This window comes from Streptomyces sp. NPDC002776, from assembly GCF_053592195.1.
Genome location: NZ_JBSFVG010000003.1, coordinates 214,050 through 230,632 on the forward strand (window position 1 = coordinate 214,050; position 16,583 = coordinate 230,632).

Genomic DNA, 16,583 nt, shown 5'->3' on the forward strand with positions numbered 1-16,583 from the left:
TCTGGCGCGCTGGTGGACGGCCCCGCGTGTTGGTCCGAGAGGTGGCGCATCTCGCGTCCGGGCCGATCCGGACGGCAGGGCCCGGAGGCTGGAGCGCGCCCCCGGCCGGGCCGGGGGCCCCGGGCCGTTCCGGGCGGCGGGGTCGGAGTCTGAGGCACGCCTCCGGTCGGGTGCCCCGCTCGCCCGGACGGTCTGGCGCGCTGGTGGACGGCCCCGCGTGTTGGTCCGAGAGGTGGCGCATCTCGCGTCCGGGCCGATCCGGACGGCAGGGCCCGGAGGCTGGAGCACGGCTCCCCCCGGGCGGGTGCTCCGGGCCGATCCGGACGACGGGGCCTGGAGGCTGAGCACGCCCCCCCGGGCGGGTGTCCCAGGCCGATCAGGACGCCGGGTCCGCGGAGTGGAGCACGCCCCCGCATCTCGCGTCCGGGCCGATCCGGACGGCAGGGCCTGGAGGCTGGAGCACGCCCCCGGGCCGGGTGTCCCGGGGCGGTCCGGGCGACGGGGCCGGAGGCTGGAGCACGGCCCCCGGCCGGGTGCCGGGCTCACCCGGACGGACCGGCGCGCTGGTGGACGGGCGCGCGTGATGGTGCCTTGAAAGTACGCCGTCGATCATCGCCGGTCCGCCGGCCCCCGCTCGCAGCCCTCAGGAGGCTCCCCTATGCCCCGACCCCCGGCCCGCACCCGCGCTCTCGCCGCCCCGGCCCTCGCCCTGGGCGCCCTGCTGACCGCGACCGCCTGCGGTGCCGAGGGACCGGACGCCACCGCCAAGCCCCCGGCGAGCGCTTCCCCCGCCTCCCCCACCGCCGTCCCGAGTGCCCCCGCCCCGTCCCGGGCGTCCGCTCCCGCCCTCACCGAGGCGCAGGCCCGAGCGGCCCTGATCACCGAGGCGGACCTCGGGGAGCCCTGGTCGGCGACCCAGGGCGCCGCCACCTGGCGGGACGGCATGCTCAAGGCGAGCACCGACCGGGCCGACTGCCGGCGGCTGCTGGACGTCCTCTACACGGAGGAGTTCTTCGGCCCCGAGGCCCGCACCCGCGCGGTGACCGGGCTGGACGACGACTGGGACGGCGCCCAGCTCCGCTACCAGGTCGTGGCGCACCCGGCCGAAGAGGTCGACCGCACCCTGGCCTGGCTGCGGTCCCTGCCCGAAAGGTGCGGCGAGTTCACGGCGGTGACCGCGGCCGGGAAGCGGCAGTACGCCGAGGTGTACGAGACCGACCTGCCGGACGCCGGCGACGCCCGCCAGGGCCTGCGCATCATGCTGAGCACCCCCGACGACACCACCCTCACGCTCGACCTGGCCGCGGTCCGCGTCGGCGACGACACGCTGGTCCTCACCAACGGCGGCCTCGGCGACGTACCGGCGGAAGCGACCTGGACGGCGACCGACCTCGGGGCGCGCAGGCTGGCGGAGGTACGGAGACTGGGGCGCGTGGAGGTGTGATCGCGCCTTGCCGCACTGGGCGCCGCCCGAAGTGGACAGTGTTCTCGTTGCCGCCCTGTTCCGCCTCGCAGAGGAGACCGTGTGCCCGACCTCTCGTCCCGCAACCCCGACTGGTGGCGCCAGGCCGTCGTCTACCAGGTCTATCCGCGCAGCTTCGCCGACGCCGACGGTGACGGGTTCGGCGACATCCGGGGTGTCACCGAGCGGCTCGCCCATCTCGCCACCCTCGGTGTCGACGCCCTGTGGCTGAGCCCCTTCTACCCCTCCGAGCTCGCCGACGGCGGGTACGACGTCGCCGATCACCGCGATGTCGACCCCCGCCTCGGCACCCTCGACGACTTCGACGCCCTGGTCGAGGAGGCCCATCGCCTCGGGCTGAAGGTCATGGTCGACATCGTGCCCAACCACACCTCCCACCAGCACGTCTGGTTCCAGCAGGCGCTCGTGGACGGGCCCGGTTCGGCCGCGCGGGAGCGGTACGTCTTCCGGGACGGCCGCGGCGCTCGCGGTGAACTCCCGCCCACCGACTGGCAGTCCGTCTTCGGCGGCAGCGCCTGGCAGCGGGTGCCGGACGGGCAGTGGTACCTGCATCTGTTCGCGGCCCAGCAGCCGGACCTGAACTGGGCGCACGACGAGGTCCGCGCCGACTTCCGCACCACCCTGCGCTTCTGGGCCGACCGCGGCGTGGACGGCTTCCGGATCGACGTCGCCCACGCCCTCGCCAAGGATCTGGCCGAGCCCCTGCGCGACCTCGGCGATCCGGCGCTGAGCGGGGAGGAGGCCCTGGCCGGGATGCCCCCCGGCAGCCATCCCTTCTTCGACCGCGACGAGGTCCACGAGATCTACCGCGACTGGCGGCAGCTCCTCGACAGCTACTCCCCACCTCGCATGGCCGTCGCCGAAGCCTGGGTCCCGGGCCCCCGACGGGTCCTGTACGCCCGCCCCGAGGAACTCGGCCAGGCGTTCAACTTCGAATACCTGCAAGCCGCCTGGGACGCCCGGGAACTGCGGCGCGTCATCGGCGACTCCCTCGCCCAGGCCCATGCCGCCGGCGCCTCCGCCACCTGGGTGCTGTCCAACCACGACGTCGTCCGGCACGCCTCCCGCCTGATGCTCCCGCCGGGCACCGACGACAACGCCTGGCTGCTGTCCGGCGGCCGGGCCCCGGCCGTGGACCGGTCGGCCGGGCTGCGGCGCGCCCGGGCCGCCACCCTGCTGATGCTCGCGCTGCCGGGATCCGCGTACGTCTACCAGGGCGAGGAACTCGGGCTGCCCGAGGTCGCCGATCTGCCGGTGACCGTCCTCCAGGACCCGATCTGGGAGCAGACCGGACGGGTGCGCAAGGGGCGGGACGGGTGCCGGGTGCCGCTGCCGTGGACCACCGGCGGCCCGTCCTACGGGTTCGGCGGGTCCGGTGCCTGGCTGCCGCAGCCGGAGTGGTTCGCCGAGTACTCCGTCGAGGCCCAGGACGGAGTGGAGGGGGCGACTCTCGAGCTGTACCGGCGGGCGCTGCGGCTGCGGCGCAAGCTGCTGGAGGGGGAGTTCCTGACCTGGGCCGAGGACGGGCCGGAGGGCGTGCTCCAGTTCGCCCGGTCCGACGGGTGGCGGTGCGTCGCCAACCTGTCGGGGGAGCCGGTGCCGCTTCCGGCGGGCGAGGTCGTCATCAGCAGCTCCCCGCTGGAGCCGGACGGACGGCTGGGCAACGACACGACCGTCTGGCTCACCTGACCGGCGCCCGGGGCTCGTCCGTACGGCCCACCTGCGCAGGTCCGTTGCGGGGGTGGCCGCGAGAATCACAGCAGGTGTGTCGCCCCCCGGTGCGAGGAGCTCTGCCGACGATGAACAGATACCGCACGACCGTGTCCGGGCTCGCCCTGGCGGGCGCCCTGCTGGCGGGGGAGCCGGGGCAGGCTCGCGCGGAGAGCGGGGGCGAGTTGTGGGGCGCCGCCACCATCGAGCCGGGCCGGGAGGGCGTCGTCGAGGTCGCCGGGTACACCGGGCCCGGCCTCGGCGCCGGATCGGCGCTGACACTGACGGCTCCTGCCCCGGCCGTCGTCACGGGCACGCCCCTCGACGCCCGCGGCTACCGCGGTGCCGTCGGCAGCGGCGGCCACAGCGGCACGTACACCTTCGGCGGGCCCTCGGCGGGCGTGCAGTGGCGGGGCCGCGGCTTCCCGTTCGTGCTGGCGGTGCCCGCGGAGGCGGTCCCCGGCACCCGGCTCACCGGCTGCGCGCTGGTGCTGACGGACGCGGAGGGCGTGCCGCGGGACCGGGGCAGCTGCGCGGTCACCGTGGGCCTGCCCGCGCCGACGCTGCTGCGGCCACGGCCGGGCGGGACGCTGAGCGCGCGCCCGGAGACCTCCGGGACCGCCTACCCGGGCGCGCAGGTCACCGTGCGGGACGCCCTGGAGAACGAGGTCTGCTCCACGACCGCCACCGCCGACGGCGACTGGTCCTGCGTGCCGGGCCTCCCGCTCGCGGCGGGCCCGGGGCTGCTCCAGGCGGTGGCCACGCTGAACGGTGCCGGGGCGGTGAGCGAGCAGATCGCCGTGACGGTCGAGGGCAGAGCCGAGAAGAAGAACAAGAAACCGAACGAGAAACCGAACAAGAAAGCAGACACCCATAAGGAGCCTAATCGGCTGATTGGGTGATAATTGGGCTATGAGTGCTTCGATGGTTGACCTTGCGGCCGCGGGAAGCGACGTCCTCAACGTGGTCGCCGCTTTCGCCGGTGGTCTGTTCATCGCCGGCGCACTGGTGTTCGCGGTGCAGTTCGGCATGCGGGTCATGGACCGGGAGCTTCCGCACCCGAGCCCCGAGGAGCAGCCGACGCTGCCCGTCGGTGGGCCCATCCGGGAGATCAGTGAGATGCGGGAGGCGGAGGAGATACCGCTGGCGGCGGGCGGTGAGCGGCTCATGCCGCACGAGCTCCGGCGGCAGAGCACCAGGCGCGGCGCGGACCAGAAGCGCAAGCGCTGGCTTCCGGGGTCGAGTGGGTCCTTCGGAAGCGGCGGTCTCGGGCACGTCTGAGCCGTGGCCGCTCACCGGCCGGTCGTGTGGAGCCGGGGTTACCGGCCCGCGGGGGACATGCCGGGCTTGCCGGGTGCCGTGGCGAGGGCCCAGATCACGAAGACGTCCAGCGCGATCATGAGGATCGACCAGACGGGCTGGTAGGGCAGGAAGAGGAAGTGCGCCACCAGGCTCAGGGACGCCAGGAAGATGCCGGTCATCCGGGCCCACCAGGCGCCCTTGAGGATGCCGTAGCCGACGACCGCGGCCAGTGCGCCCAGGCAGATCAGGATGACGCCCCAGCCGGTGAGGCTGATCTCGTAGACGTACTCGCCGATGCGGTCGTACACGTCGTCCGCGGCGAGCGCGGAGATGCCCTGGAGGATGGCGACGATGCCGTTGACCATCATCAGGACACCGGCGAAGACCAGCCCGCCGGTCTGCCAGTCGGTGCCAGGTCCACCGGGCCCGGCGGAGCCCCTGGTCCCGGGCGCGGTCCCGGCCGGACGGTGGGCGTCGTCCCAGACGGGTGCCTCCTGCGAGGGCGCCTGAGAGTGGCGCCCCCCGCCGGCCGGCGGCGTGGCGTGCGGCTGCTGGGTCATGGACCTACCCCGCTTCCTTCATAGGCAGTCATTGCCCCCACCCTCCGCGCGCCCCGGTCCTCCGGCCACGGGGGTGGACCGTCCGGGTGAGCGACTCGCGGGCCTGCGCCCACTGACGGGAACCCGGAGCCCAGACCTACAGGGACCCGAAGCCCTGCCATACGGGGTCAGGGCTCCGCAGCCCCCTCGGTCAGGGCTCTGGGGTGCCCGTTCGGCGGGCGTAGGCGCGGGCTGCGCGGGCTCTGTCGCCGCAGCGGGTGGAGCACCAGTGGCGGCGGCCGTGGCGCAGGAGGTAGCGGTTGCAGGGAGGTGAGCCGCAGGCGGTGAGGCGGTCGGCGTCGGGGCCGGTCAGCAGGTCGGCGGCGTTCGTGGCGAGGTTCGCCAGCGCGTGGTCGAGGATCTGGTCGACGGGGTGGGCGGTGGCCCGGTACAGCCCGCGGCCGGTGTCCCAGTGCAGCAGCGCCGCGGCCGGAGCCCGCCTGAGCGCGTCATTGACCGCGGCCAGCGCCCCCGTGGGCGCGGGCGCCTCGTCGAGGCGGGCGGCGAGCAGCGCCCGGATCTGCTCGCGCAGCGACCGCAACTGCGCGGCGCACATCTCCCGGATGCCCGCGTCCGCGGGCGCGAGCCCGCGCTCCTCCAGCCACCGCCCAGCGCCCCCGGGGGTGCCGAGGAAGTCGACGTAATGCCCCCCGGGCAAGGCGATCGCGCTGTTGGCGAAGTCGAGCGCCGGGTACTGCTCCGCGCCGGGTGCGGGCGGGAGCGCACCGTCGACAGCAACGGTCTGTGTCATGACTCTCATGGTATGTCTTGCTTCCAACCGTGAGACAGGTCTACTGTCTCTCACGGATAGACGATTCACCATCCGTGAGGAGAACTTGATCCATGTCCATACCCCTGCCCGTGCGCGTCCTCGGCGGCCCGACCGCCTTCTTCGAGTACGGCGGCCTGACCTTCCTCACCGACCCGACCTTCGACGCCCCCGGCGAGTACGGCGGCCCGGGCCGCCCCACCCTGCGCAAGCTGACCCCGGCCCCGGTCACCCCCGCCGACCTGGGCCGTATCGACGTGGTGCTGCTCTCCCACGACGAGCACGCGGACAACCTCGACCACGCGGGCCGCGCCCTGCTGGCCGACGTCCCGCTCACCCTGACCACCCCCGGCGGCGGCAGCCGGCTCGGCGGCAACGCCAAGGGCATGGCGGACTGGGAGACGCTCGACCTCGACCGCCCCGGCGGCGGCACCGTCACGGTCACGGCCGTACCGGCGATCCACGGCCCCGGCCCCCGGGAGGCGGTGGAACCGCTCACCGGCGAGGTCGTCGGATTCGTGCTGACCGGCGAGGGCCTGCCCTCGGTCTACGTCAGCGGCGACAACGCCTCCCTGGAAGCGGTCAAGGAGATCGCGGACCGCTTCGGCCCCGTCGACACCGCCGTCCTCTTCGCAGGCGCCCCCCGCTTCCCGGTCCTCTTCGACAACGCCCCGCTCGTCCTGGACAGCGCCCAGGCCGCCGAGGCCGCCCGCCTCCTCGGCGCCCGCCGGGTGGTCCCCGTCCACTACGACAGCTGGGCCCATTTCACCGAGGGGCGCGAGGAGCTGGTGGCCGCGTTCGCCGAGGCCGGCCTTCAGGAGGTGCTCGACCTTCACGGCTGAAGCGGCATGCTCCAGCAGTTGGAGGAGGCCTGCCTGCCCTTGAGGCGGTCCGTGAGCCACTCGACCGCGTCGCCCTGGTCGGTGAGCAGCGGGGCGAAGTGGTTGAGCAGGGCGCTGCCGGAGTCGGGCAGGCGCACCGGGTCGTAGGTCACGTTCGCGCCCTTCGCGCACCAGTCGGTCGCCAGGCGCCGGGACTGGGCGTGGGGGACCAGGTTGTCGCTGACCCCGGTCGCCACCCGTACCGGAGTGGCCGGCTTCAGGGCGCCGATGCGCTGGCTGTTCAGGAAGGACTTCAGTGCCGGGGTGGCGGCGATGATGTCGCTGACCGAGCGGCCGTCCGTCGTCCACGCCGTGCTTCTGGCCCCGCCGTACCCGAACAGCGCGTCGCCCACGCACATCGTCGACAGGTCGTTGAGCGCCGCCTTGCCCGCCGCGTTCAGGTGGGCGTCCGCGATCGGCTTCAGGGCCGGTTCGGACTGGACGAACCCGTTGAGGGACCAGCCGAGCGCGCCGGCCAGTTCGCTGCCGTCGATCGCCCGGGTGACCTCGGTCAGGTCGGCGGGCGGGGCGCCGGAGTACGTCCCGGCGAGGTTGACGTCGGGGGCGTAGGAGGGCTGGAGCTCCGCGGCGGCCGCGCTTGCCCCGCCGCCCTGGCTGTACCCGAACAGCCCCACCCGGGACCGGTCCGTCACCGAGGCCCCGCTCACCGCACGGGCGGCCCGGGCGGCGTCCAGCAGGGCGTGGGCCCCGTCGACCCGGTTGACGTAGGTGTGCAGCCGGTCGGTCGCGCCGAGTCCGGCGTAGTCGGTGACGACGACGGCCGTACCGGTGGCGAGCAGGCGGTAGATCGCCAGGTCCTCGTAGCCGACGGAGACCGTCTCGCCGTTGAACCGGAGCGGGTGCTCCAGGCCCATGGACGCGGCGCACTGGTCGCCCTGGCCCATCGTGCCGGGCGCGAGCGCCACCAGCGGGCGGGGGCCCTCGCCCTTCCAGGTTGCGGCGGGTTCGATGTAGGCGCCGGTCACGGCGACCGGGCGGCCGGTGGAATCGGTGGACTTGTACATCAGGCGGGTGGCCCGGCCCGGCAGCGGGCCGTTCAGGCTCGGCAGCCTCAGGGCCAGCTTGAGCGGCTCGCTGCGCACGAGGGCGCCGTCGGCGGCGGGCAGGGTGGCGGGCGGGTGGTAGAACGCGGGGATGGTGACCCCTCGGGACACGACCTCGTCGGCCGCCGTGGCGGCGGTGCCGGTGAGGGTCTGGGCGCCGAGGCAGGCGGCGGCGATGACGCCCCCGGCCACGAGCCGTCTGCGTGCGGGCATGGCGAACCTCCTGGTGAAGCGGCTGGCAGGAAGGTGCGGAAGGGCTCGCCAGGGACCGTACCGTCGGTAACACCTTAAGGGATACCGGCCGGTAGGTTACGTTTCAGTAATGTGAGGCGGGAGGGGCCCTCGTCCCGTGGAGTGAGGCGCGCAGCGGCGCGTACTGCGTTTTCAGTACGCCGCAGTGTCGGCAGCCGCACGACGACACGGCACCCCCTGCCCGGAGAGCCTGGAGGCACCTTCGACATCCAGATGTGGAGACCTCCCCCGTGGCTGCTTTCCTTTACCGATGGGGCCGCCTGGCCTTCCGGCGGCGCTGGTACGTCGTCCTGGTCTGGGCGGCGGTGCTGGCCGCCGTCGGGCTCGGCGCCATGAAGGCCCCGGGCGCCGCCGACGAGGAGTTCTCCATGCCGGGGATCGAGTCGCAGCAGGCGTTCGACCTGATGGAGGAGCGCTTCCCCGGCACCACGGCGGACGGCGCGACCGCCCGGGTCGTCTTCGTCGCGCCGGGCGGTGAGAAGGTCACCGCGGCCGAGCACAAGGAGGCCGTCGAGGCGGCGGTCGCCGAACTCGCCGGCGGCTCCCAGGTGGCCGGTGCCGTCGACCCCTTCCAGGCGGGCGCGGTCAGCGAGGACGGCACCACCGCGTACTCGACCGTCACCTATGAGGTCGGCCCCGCCGACCTCACCGACGCGAGCACGGCCCAGCTGGATCAGACCCTGGAGCAGGCCCGGGACGCCGGGCTCACCGTCGAGGCCGGCGGGACCGCCCTGGAGGACGGCGGCGGACCCGGCGGCGCGGCCGAGGCGATCGGTATCGCCATCGCGGCCGTGGTGCTGCTGGTCACCTTCGGCTCGCTGGCCGCGGCCGGGCTGCCGCTGCTGACCGCCGTGATCGGCGTCGGCGTGAGCATGGCCACGATCCTGGCCCTGTCCAGCGCCCTGGGCCTGTCCACCACCACCGGCACCCTGGCGATGATGCTGGGCCTGGCCGTCGGCATCGACTACGCCCTGTTCGTCGTCTCCCGCTACCGCGAGGAGCGCGCCAAGGGGGCCGCGCCCCAGGAGGCCGCCGCCCTCGCCACCGGCACCGCCGGATCCGCGGTCGTCTTCGCGGGCCTCACCGTCGTCATCGCCCTCGCCGGACTCTCCGTGGTCGGCATCCCGATGCTCACCAAGATGGGGCTCGCCGCGGCGGGCGCGGTCGTCGTCGGCGTACTGATCGCGCTGACCCTCGTCCCGGCCTTCCTCGGCTTCTGGCCCGACGCCGTGCTCTCCCGCCGGGCCCGCCGCCGCGGCCGTACCGAGGAGACCGCCCAGGACAACGGCGGCACCCGCTGGGCCCGGTTCGTGCTGCGCCGCCCGCTGCCCGTGCTGCTGCTCGGCGTCGTGGGCCTCGGCGCCCTCGCGATACCCGTGGCCGACCTCCAGCTCGGCATGCCCGGCGACGAGGCCAAGTCCACCTCGACGACCGAGCGGCGGGCCTACGACGCGCTCGCCGAGGGGTTCGGGCCCGGCTTCAACGGGCCGCTGACCGTCGTCGTCGACGCCCGGGGCGCCGAGGACCCCAAGGCCGCCACGGCCACCGTCGCCGAAAGGATCGGCTCCACCGAGGGCGTGGTCTCCGTGTCGCCCGCCCGCTTCAACGAGGCCGGTGACACCGCCGTCCTCTCCGTCGTACCGGCCACCGCCCCCACCGACGAGAAGACCAAGGACCTGGTCACCACCATTCGCGGCGAGCGGCCGGACGTGGAGTCCGCGACCGGGGCGAGCTTCGAGGTCACCGGCACCACCGCGCTGAACATCGACATCGCCGAGAAGGTGCAGTCCGCGCTGGTGCCGTATCTGATCGTCGTGGTCGGGCTCGCCGTCGTCCTGCTGCTGGTGGTCTTCCGGTCCGTGCTGGTCCCGCTGAAGGCGGCCCTCGGCTTCCTGCTCTCGGTGCTCGCCTCCCTCGGCACGGTGGTCGTGGTCTTCCAGCAGGGCCACGGCGCGGGACTGCTGGGCGTGGAGACCACCGGACCGATCATGAGCCTGATGCCGATCTTCCTGGTGGGCATCGTCTTCGGACTCGCGATGGACTACGAGGTCTTCCTGGTCTCCCGGATGCGGGAGGCGTACGTCCACGGGGAGAGCCCGGCCCAGGCCGTGACCTCCGGCTTCCGGCACAGCGCCCGGGTGGTCACGGCCGCCGCGCTGATCATGATCGCGGTGTTCGCCGGGTTCATCGGCGAGAGCGACTCCATGATCAAGATGATCGGTTTCGGGCTCGCCTCCGCCGTCCTGTTCGACGCCTTCGTCGTCCGGATGGCGATCGTGCCCGCGGTCCTCGCCCTGCTCGGCGACCGGGCCTGGTGGCTGCCGAAGTGGCTGGACCGGATCCTGCCGCGGGTCGACGTGGAGGGCGAGGCGCTCAGCCGCCCCGCCGAGCCCGCACCGGCCCCGGCCGAGAAAGAGGTCGCCCGCGCCTGAGCCGGGCCGACGGGCCGCCCGCGAGCCGGGCGGCCCGTCCGTCGTCCACCATGGACCTCAGTACCTGACCGGGAGAGCCCCCGATGAGCAAGAGCCTGGAGCGTTACGCCGACCGCTTCGAGCAGTACGCGGCACGCTTCCCGCACATCCTCGACGTGATGATGGTCGTCGCGCTGATCGGCTGTGCGGTCCTCGGCACCCAGCTCAGCCTCCCCGGCAGCCGGCCCCCCGGCTCCGGCCGGCCCACCGAGATCCTCCTCGGCCTGAGCTGCCTCGTCCTGCTCAAGTACCGCACCCATCCGCGCACGGTCCTCGTCGTGGTCGCCCTGATCACCCTCGCCGCCATCACCCGCGGCTATCTGCTCACCCCGCTGCTGCTGGCCCCGCTGCTCGCGGCGCTGTACTGGCTGGCGGTGCTCTGCGAGCCGAAGACCGTCCGGGTCTTCGGCACCGTCATCGTGGTGGCGCTGAGCACCGCGAACGTGACCGCCGACTCCATGGACGGCCTCACCGTGGTCCTGCAGCTGATCGGCCCGGTCTTCTGGCTGGCGCTGCCGCTCGCCGCCGGGCGGATGACCCAGCTGCGGCGCGCCTACCTGGAGTCCGTGCAGGCCCGCGCCGAGCACGCCGAGCGCACCCGGGAGGAGGAGGCGCGCCTGCGCGTCACCGAGGAGCGCATGCGCATCGCCCGCGAGCTGCACGACGTCGTCGCCCACCACCTGGCCCTGGCCAACGCCCAGGCCGGCACCGCCGCCCACCTCGCGCGCCGCGACCCCGAGCAGACCCAGAAGATCCTCGACGACCTCACCGGCACCACCTCCTCGGCGCTGCGCGAGCTGAAGGCCACCCTCGGCCTGCTGCGCGACGACGACCACCCGAGCAACGGGGGCCTGGAGCCCGCCCCCGGCCTGGCCCGGCTGCCCGAGCTGATCTCGGCGTGCGCCTCGGCGGGCCTCGACGTCACCGTCACCACTCAGGGCGTACCGCGGTCCCTGTCGCCCGGCGTGGACCTGACCGCGTACCGGATCGTGCAGGAGGCCCTGACCAACGTCTCCAAGCACGCCGCCGCCCGCAGCGCCCGCGTCCGCTTCACCTACGCCGACTCCCGGCTGCTCATCACGGTCAGCAACGACGGACCGGTCGGTCCCGCCCCGCGCTCCGGCGGCTTCGGGCTGATGGGCATGCGTGAACGCGCCCACTCCATCGGCGGCGAACTGTGCGCGGGCCCGCGCCCCGAGGGCGGCTTCGAGGTCACCACCGCACTGCCGTTGCAGCCGTCCGCCGCCGTCCCAGAAGGAGACCGTCCATGACCATCAGGGTGCTGCTCGCCGACGACCAGGCCCTGTTGCGGGCCACCTTCCGGATCCTGCTCGACTCCTGCCCCGACATGGAGGTCGTCGGCGAGGCGTCCGACGGCGCCGAGGCGCTGGAACTGGCCCGCGCCCACCACCCCGACGTCGTCCTCATGGACATCCGGATGCCCGGCACGGACGGCCTGTCCGGCACCTCCGCGATCTGCGCCGACCCCGGCCTCACCGCCACGAAGGTGCTGATCCTCACCACCTTCGAGACCGAGGAATACGTCGCCCAGGCGCTGCGGGCCGGGGCGAGCGGGTTCCTCGGCAAGGACGTCACCGCGGACGCCCTGCTGGCCGGCATCCGCACGGTGGCCTCCGGCGAGGCGCTGCTCTCTCCTGGCGCCACCCGCACCCTGATCACCCGCTTCCTCACCTCTCCCGCACCGGGCACCCAGTCGGCGCCGCCCGAGCGGCTGGCCGAACTCACGGTCCGGGAGCGGGAGGTGATGGCGCTGGCGGCGGAGGGCAAGTCGAACGGGGAGATCGCGGACCTGCTCACGGTGAGCCCCCTGACCGTCCGCACCCACATCCACCGCGCGATGACCAAGCTGCACGCCCGCGACCGGGCCCAACTGGTCGTCATCGCGTACCAGACGGGGCTGGTGCAGGCGGGTCCGGGGTGAGGGCCGCTTCGGTTGTACGGCGCCGCGGTTTCACTGCGGTGGGCAGTGATCGACCGAGCCGGGCGTCGTCGAGCGGGCCCAGACGGTCGTCATCGCGGATCGGGGCCGGTGCGGAGGGTGCGGGGTGAGGGCCGCCTCGGTCGTACGGCGCATAGCTCCCCCGGGGCGCGGTGATGACCGAAACAGGCGCCGTCGAGCGGGCTCAGACGGTTGTCATCGCGGTTCGGGCGGGCCCGGTGCAGGCGGCTCCGGGGAGTGCAGGGTGAAGGCCGCCTCCGTCGTGCGGCACAGGGCCTCGACCGCGGTGCGCAGTGACCGCCAGGACGCGAGCCCCAGCAGGACCCCGGCCACGGCCGCCGGCCACCACCAGGCGCCGAGTACCGTGAACGCCGCGCTCCAGGCGAGCGCCTCGCAGGCCGCGTCGTAGGAGTCGCGGGTCTCCGCCAGCGCGGCGCGCGGTGCCTCCTCCGCGCCGAGCAGGAGGGCCGTCCAGCCGCTCGTCACGTCCCCGCCCGTGTCCCGCGCGACCTGCGCCTCCGTGCGCCGGAACCGGTCGCCGCACCAGGTGGGGGAGCCTGGGCGGTCTGCCGAGCGGGCGCGGGCGGCCCGCGCGTCGAGCCGGTCGGCGCGCAGGGCATGGCCGTCGGCGCGGGCCCGCACCGACTGCCGGGCCAGCACATCCGGCGGCACCCAGCGCGCCGCCCGCCAGGCGGTCACCCGCCGCCCCACCGGCATCAGCCACCAGGGCCAGGCCCCGGACGCCAGCGCCCCGATCGCGGCGGCCGCATACGGCACCGCGAACGCCGCGGCGACCACCGGTACCGCGAACAGCACCAGCGAGGCGATCCCGTCGGCGGTCAGCCCGCCGCTCGTGCGCAGGGCGTCGGCGATCCGCGCGCGGGCGAGCGGGACGTCGTTCCACCGGCTGTGCCCGAGGGCCCCGCCGCCGACCAGCGCGACCACGACGAACAGCGCCGCGGGCAGCAGCCGGCGCAGGAACCAGCCGTCGGGTATGCGTTTTTGCAGCTCCGCGAGGAGTCCCACCACGGTCAGTCCACCAGGCGCATCGGCTGCCCGTGCAGCGCGCAGGCCGGGGTGGCGGCCGGGCCCTCCTCGCGCAGGTCGACCCGGCCGCAGCGGCGCGTGGGGCACACCCAGCCGGCCGACCGGGGCGTCGGAGCGCCGGGCCAGCCGCCGACGCCCAGCGTGGGATCAAGCCCGAGTCCGCCCGGCACCCCGGCCGCCTCGACCGCGTCGTGCAGGGCGCGTACGCCGTCCCGCCACTCGGGGCTCGCGGGATCCGCGTCCCGTACGGCGGGGAATGCGGCCTCCCAGGCACCGGGCCCGACCAGGGCGCGCAGATCGTCCATGTTGCGGCACAGATACTCGACGGCGTCCTCGTACACCTGCCGCGCCATCGCCCCGTCGCCCACGGCGGCCTCCCTGCAACTCACGAGAACCACTGCCCCCTGACAGGCGGTCAGACTAATGTAACGAGCGATGACGGAGCTTCGGGATCGAGTGGTCGCACGTCTCGTCACGGCCCAGAGCGCCCGCGACCCCGCGCCGCTGCGCGCGGCGGAGGCGGCGGCCGACGCGCTGGCCCTGCTGCGGGAGGCCGCGCCGGTGCCCGAGGGCACGATCGACCTCGAATCGGTCGCGGCGGTGTTCTGGACCTTCTGGTTCCGGCACGGGGGCGACGAGGACCCCGAGGCCCAGCTGAATCTGACGGTCGTCTTCGGCACGTTCGGTTTCCTGTGCCCCCGGCTGCCCGCGGAGGCCAATCTCCCCGACGCCCTCCGTCAGGGCTTCGATCCCGGGGACCCCTCCCACGAAGCCCGGTTCGCCCATCTGATCAGCTCGGCGTACGGGGAGGAAGTCACCGGCGAGGGCGGGGCGGTGGCCCTCGACCGCTCGCTGGCGTGGGCGGAGACGGCCCTCGATCACGTGCGGGACGACGACCACGCGGGGTTCGTGGAGGTCGCGGTCCAGGCCCTGGAACTCCACGTCCTCCGCTTCCAGCGCGAGGCGGAGCCCGGCTCCCTGGCGGCGGCCGCCCGCTACGGCCGCGCGGTGTGCGAACGCCTGCCCCTCCTCGACCCCGACCTCGCGCGGGCCGCCGCCTCGGTCGCCCTGCGCACGGTCGTGGACGCGGCCCGGCTGCTCGGAGTCCCCGAACTGGCCGTCGTGGAGCGGCTGGTGGCGATGGCACCGGACGGCTCGCTCACCCAGGAGAACTCCGACGGCCTCGCGACGCTCCGCCTGCTGGTCGCCCAGCCCGTCACCTGGCCCGGCGAACGCGATCTCCGGATCGGCGCGGCCATCGCGGAGGCGGGCGTCGCCGAACAGGACCCGAGCCGCATCGCCTGCGCCGTACGACGCCTGCGCACAGCCCGTGCCGCCACCCCCACCGACCACCCCGCCCACGCCTGGACCACCACAGCCCTGGCCCAGGCCCTCACGGCCCTCGTCCGAGCCCGCGACGACCGGGAAGCGGCCCGGGAAGCGGCCCAACTCCTGCGGTCAGCAGGCGCCTTGACCGAGCCCGGCGCCACCGGCCCGAAGTCCCAGGACGGTGACGAGGCGTTGGAGGTGATAGAACTGCTCGACTCCGCCGGCCTGTTGGGCGACGAACAGCGGGCCGTGCTCGACGCCTACCGGGAGTTGGAGTCCGACGGGTCGCCGGTCGCCCTGGGCCGGTTCGTCGAGCAGGTGCGTCGGCACACCACCCGTACCGGTGGCCCGCCCGACGTCGACGTCGAGATCCTCGACCTGGCCTCCGGTTTCGTCCCCGACGACACCGCCGACGCCCGCATAGCCCGCTACCGGGCGGCCCTCCCCGCCCACGGCACCCGCCGCCACGCCTACGTCGCCGTCCTGGCCGCCCTCACCGGCATGCGCGCACAGGCGCTGCGGCCGACGGCGCCCGCCCGCGCCGACCTCCTCGCGGCGGAGTCCCGGGAACTCACCGAGGAGGTGGCCGCACAGGCCCCGCCCGGCTTCCCGGCGACGGACCTGCTGCGCCGGGAAGCCTACGAGGCAGCCCTGCCCATCGCCGTCGTGTCGGTGAGCGGCGAGCCCCTGCCGGATGAACTGGTCAAGCTCACCGCGCAGTTGTCCCGTATGCAGGACATCCGTCTCGACGCCCCCGAGAACCTCGACTCCGACATCGCGGTCATCCGGGAGATGTTCGCGGACGTCGACGAGGACGACACCTCCCTGCGCCCCTACCTCGCCGCGGCCCTCGGCAGCGCCCTGTCCGCCCGGTCCGCCGGGCGGAGCGACCCGGCCACCCTGGACGAGGTCGTCGAGCTGCTGCGCTACGCCCGCACCCACGCCCCCGATATGGCGGGCCACCTCGACAAGCTCCTCGCCGACGCCCTGACCGCCCTGTCCGTGGGCCGCTTCGACCCGGAGAACGCCCGCGAGGCCTCCGCCCTGCTCGCCTCGGCCACCTCCCCGGCCCCCACGGACGGACCCCAACCCCCGTACGGCGAAGTGGCGTTGACGGAGACCGACCACGCCGTCCTCGCGGCCCGCACCGAGTTCCACAGCGCCCTCCAGAACTACCTCCTCGGCCATGAACCGGCCCAGCTGGAGCGGGCCCGGCGGACCGCCGCCCGGATGCGGGAGCTGACCCGCGGACCCTCGACCGGCGACCGCCCCTGGTACGACCTGATGGGCGACGCCTACGCCGACCTGGTCGAGACCGTCGGCCCCGGCGGCGGCCCCCGCGGCGACCTGGGCGACGAGATCGTCGAGCAGTGCCGCCGTACCTTCGCGGCCTGCCCCGCCGGACATCCGATGCGGCCCATGGCCGGTACGACACTGGCCAGGGCGCTCGTCCAGCGCGCGCTGCTGCTCCGCCCGGCCGAACCGCAGCGGGCGGCGGCCCTGGTGGCGGAGGCGGACGAACTGGGGCGCGTGCTCGGCGAGGGGACGCCCAAGGGGGCGCCGGACATCGCCGGGACGATCCGTATGTTCGTCGACCTCATGGCCCGGGGACGGCTCCCCGAGGCGACGACCTCGCAGGCGCCGGGCAGGCCGCCGGCGGACCTGTTCGAGACGGTCATGGGCCCCCTGCGGGACCGCTTCGCCGGTGCCGCGGAC

The 16,583-nt window shown here is 74.3% G+C and carries 13 protein-coding genes; 8 read left to right on the forward strand and 5 right to left on the reverse strand.

Annotated elements, in window-relative coordinates; all coding sequences use genetic code 11:
• Positions 1-658: 658 nt before the first annotated feature.
• The 4 genes from ACWD11_RS08535 to ACWD11_RS08550 all read left to right on the forward strand — a co-directional run bounded on the left by ACWD11_RS08535 (position 659) and on the right by ACWD11_RS08550 (position 4,474).
• Positions 659-1,444 carry a hypothetical protein gene (locus ACWD11_RS08535; RefSeq protein WP_389416738.1) on the forward strand — a complete coding sequence of 262 codons (786 nt, stop codon included), beginning with the start codon at positions 659-661 and terminating at the stop codon, positions 1,442-1,444.
• Positions 1,445-1,525: 81 nt separating this feature from the next.
• On the forward strand, positions 1,526-3,172 hold the full coding sequence (locus ACWD11_RS08540; protein ID WP_451282062.1) for a glycoside hydrolase family 13 protein: 1,647 nt from the start codon (positions 1,526-1,528) through the stop codon (positions 3,170-3,172).
• 110 nt (positions 3,173-3,282) lie between these two features.
• Positions 3,283-4,095, forward strand: a complete 813-nt coding sequence (locus tag ACWD11_RS08545) for a carboxypeptidase regulatory-like domain-containing protein (RefSeq protein WP_451282063.1) — start codon at positions 3,283-3,285, stop codon at positions 4,093-4,095.
• A 22-nt stretch (positions 4,096-4,117) separates the two neighbouring features.
• On the forward strand, positions 4,118-4,474 hold the full coding sequence (locus ACWD11_RS08550; protein ID WP_389416741.1) for a DUF6479 family protein: 357 nt from the start codon (positions 4,118-4,120) through the stop codon (positions 4,472-4,474).
• A 38-nt stretch (positions 4,475-4,512) separates the two neighbouring features.
• Here ACWD11_RS08550 and ACWD11_RS08555 read toward each other — a convergent pair whose 3' ends face one another.
• Positions 4,513-5,055: a DUF7144 family membrane protein gene (locus ACWD11_RS08555; RefSeq protein ID WP_451282065.1), complete on the reverse strand. Its 543-nt coding sequence runs from the start codon at positions 5,053-5,055 to the stop codon at positions 4,513-4,515.
• Positions 5,056-5,245: 190 nt separating this feature from the next.
• Positions 5,246-5,854, reverse strand: a complete 609-nt coding sequence (locus ACWD11_RS08560) for a CGNR zinc finger domain-containing protein (RefSeq protein ID WP_389416743.1) — start codon at positions 5,852-5,854, stop codon at positions 5,246-5,248.
• Between the two features lie 83 nt (positions 5,855-5,937).
• Between ACWD11_RS08560 and ACWD11_RS08565 the strand changes: the two genes are divergently transcribed.
• Entirely contained in the window at positions 5,938-6,705 is a 768-nt protein-coding gene (locus ACWD11_RS08565; RefSeq protein ID WP_389416744.1) for an MBL fold metallo-hydrolase, read from the forward strand.
• Here the strand turns inward: ACWD11_RS08565 and ACWD11_RS08570 are convergent.
• On the reverse strand, positions 6,696-8,021 hold the full coding sequence (locus tag ACWD11_RS08570; RefSeq protein WP_451282067.1) for a lipase family protein: 1,326 nt from the start codon (positions 8,019-8,021) through the stop codon (positions 6,696-6,698). The genes ACWD11_RS08565 and ACWD11_RS08570 overlap by 10 nt on opposite strands.
• A 269-nt stretch (positions 8,022-8,290) precedes the next feature.
• Here ACWD11_RS08570 and ACWD11_RS08575 point away from each other — a divergent pair, with 269 nt between their 5' ends.
• The 3 genes from ACWD11_RS08575 to ACWD11_RS08585 all read left to right on the forward strand — a co-directional run bounded on the left by ACWD11_RS08575 (position 8,291) and on the right by ACWD11_RS08585 (position 12,473).
• The gene (locus ACWD11_RS08575; protein ID WP_451282069.1) at positions 8,291-10,492 is read left to right on the forward strand and encodes an MMPL family transporter; all 2,202 of its coding nucleotides are present in this window, start codon (positions 8,291-8,293) and stop codon (positions 10,490-10,492) included.
• Between the two features lie 83 nt (positions 10,493-10,575).
• On the forward strand, positions 10,576-11,802 hold the full coding sequence (locus ACWD11_RS08580) for a sensor histidine kinase (RefSeq protein ID WP_451282071.1): 1,227 nt from the start codon (positions 10,576-10,578) through the stop codon (positions 11,800-11,802).
• Entirely contained in the window at positions 11,799-12,473 is a 675-nt protein-coding gene (locus ACWD11_RS08585) for a response regulator transcription factor (RefSeq protein ID WP_389416748.1), read from the forward strand. The genes ACWD11_RS08580 and ACWD11_RS08585 overlap by 4 nt, the downstream gene beginning before the upstream one ends.
• Positions 12,474-12,686: 213 nt before the next feature.
• Here ACWD11_RS08585 and ACWD11_RS08590 read toward each other — a convergent pair whose 3' ends face one another.
• Both ACWD11_RS08590 and ACWD11_RS08595 read right to left on the reverse strand, forming a co-directional pair.
• Positions 12,687-13,520 carry a hypothetical protein gene (locus tag ACWD11_RS08590; protein ID WP_451282073.1) on the reverse strand — a complete coding sequence of 278 codons (834 nt, stop codon included), beginning with the start codon at positions 13,518-13,520 and terminating at the stop codon, positions 12,687-12,689.
• A 2-nt stretch (positions 13,521-13,522) separates the two neighbouring features.
• Positions 13,523-13,906 (reverse strand): hypothetical protein, encoded by a 384-nt coding sequence (locus ACWD11_RS08595; protein ID WP_451282075.1) that lies wholly within the window; start codon positions 13,904-13,906, stop codon positions 13,523-13,525.
• Positions 13,907-16,583: the final 2,677 nt, after the last annotated feature.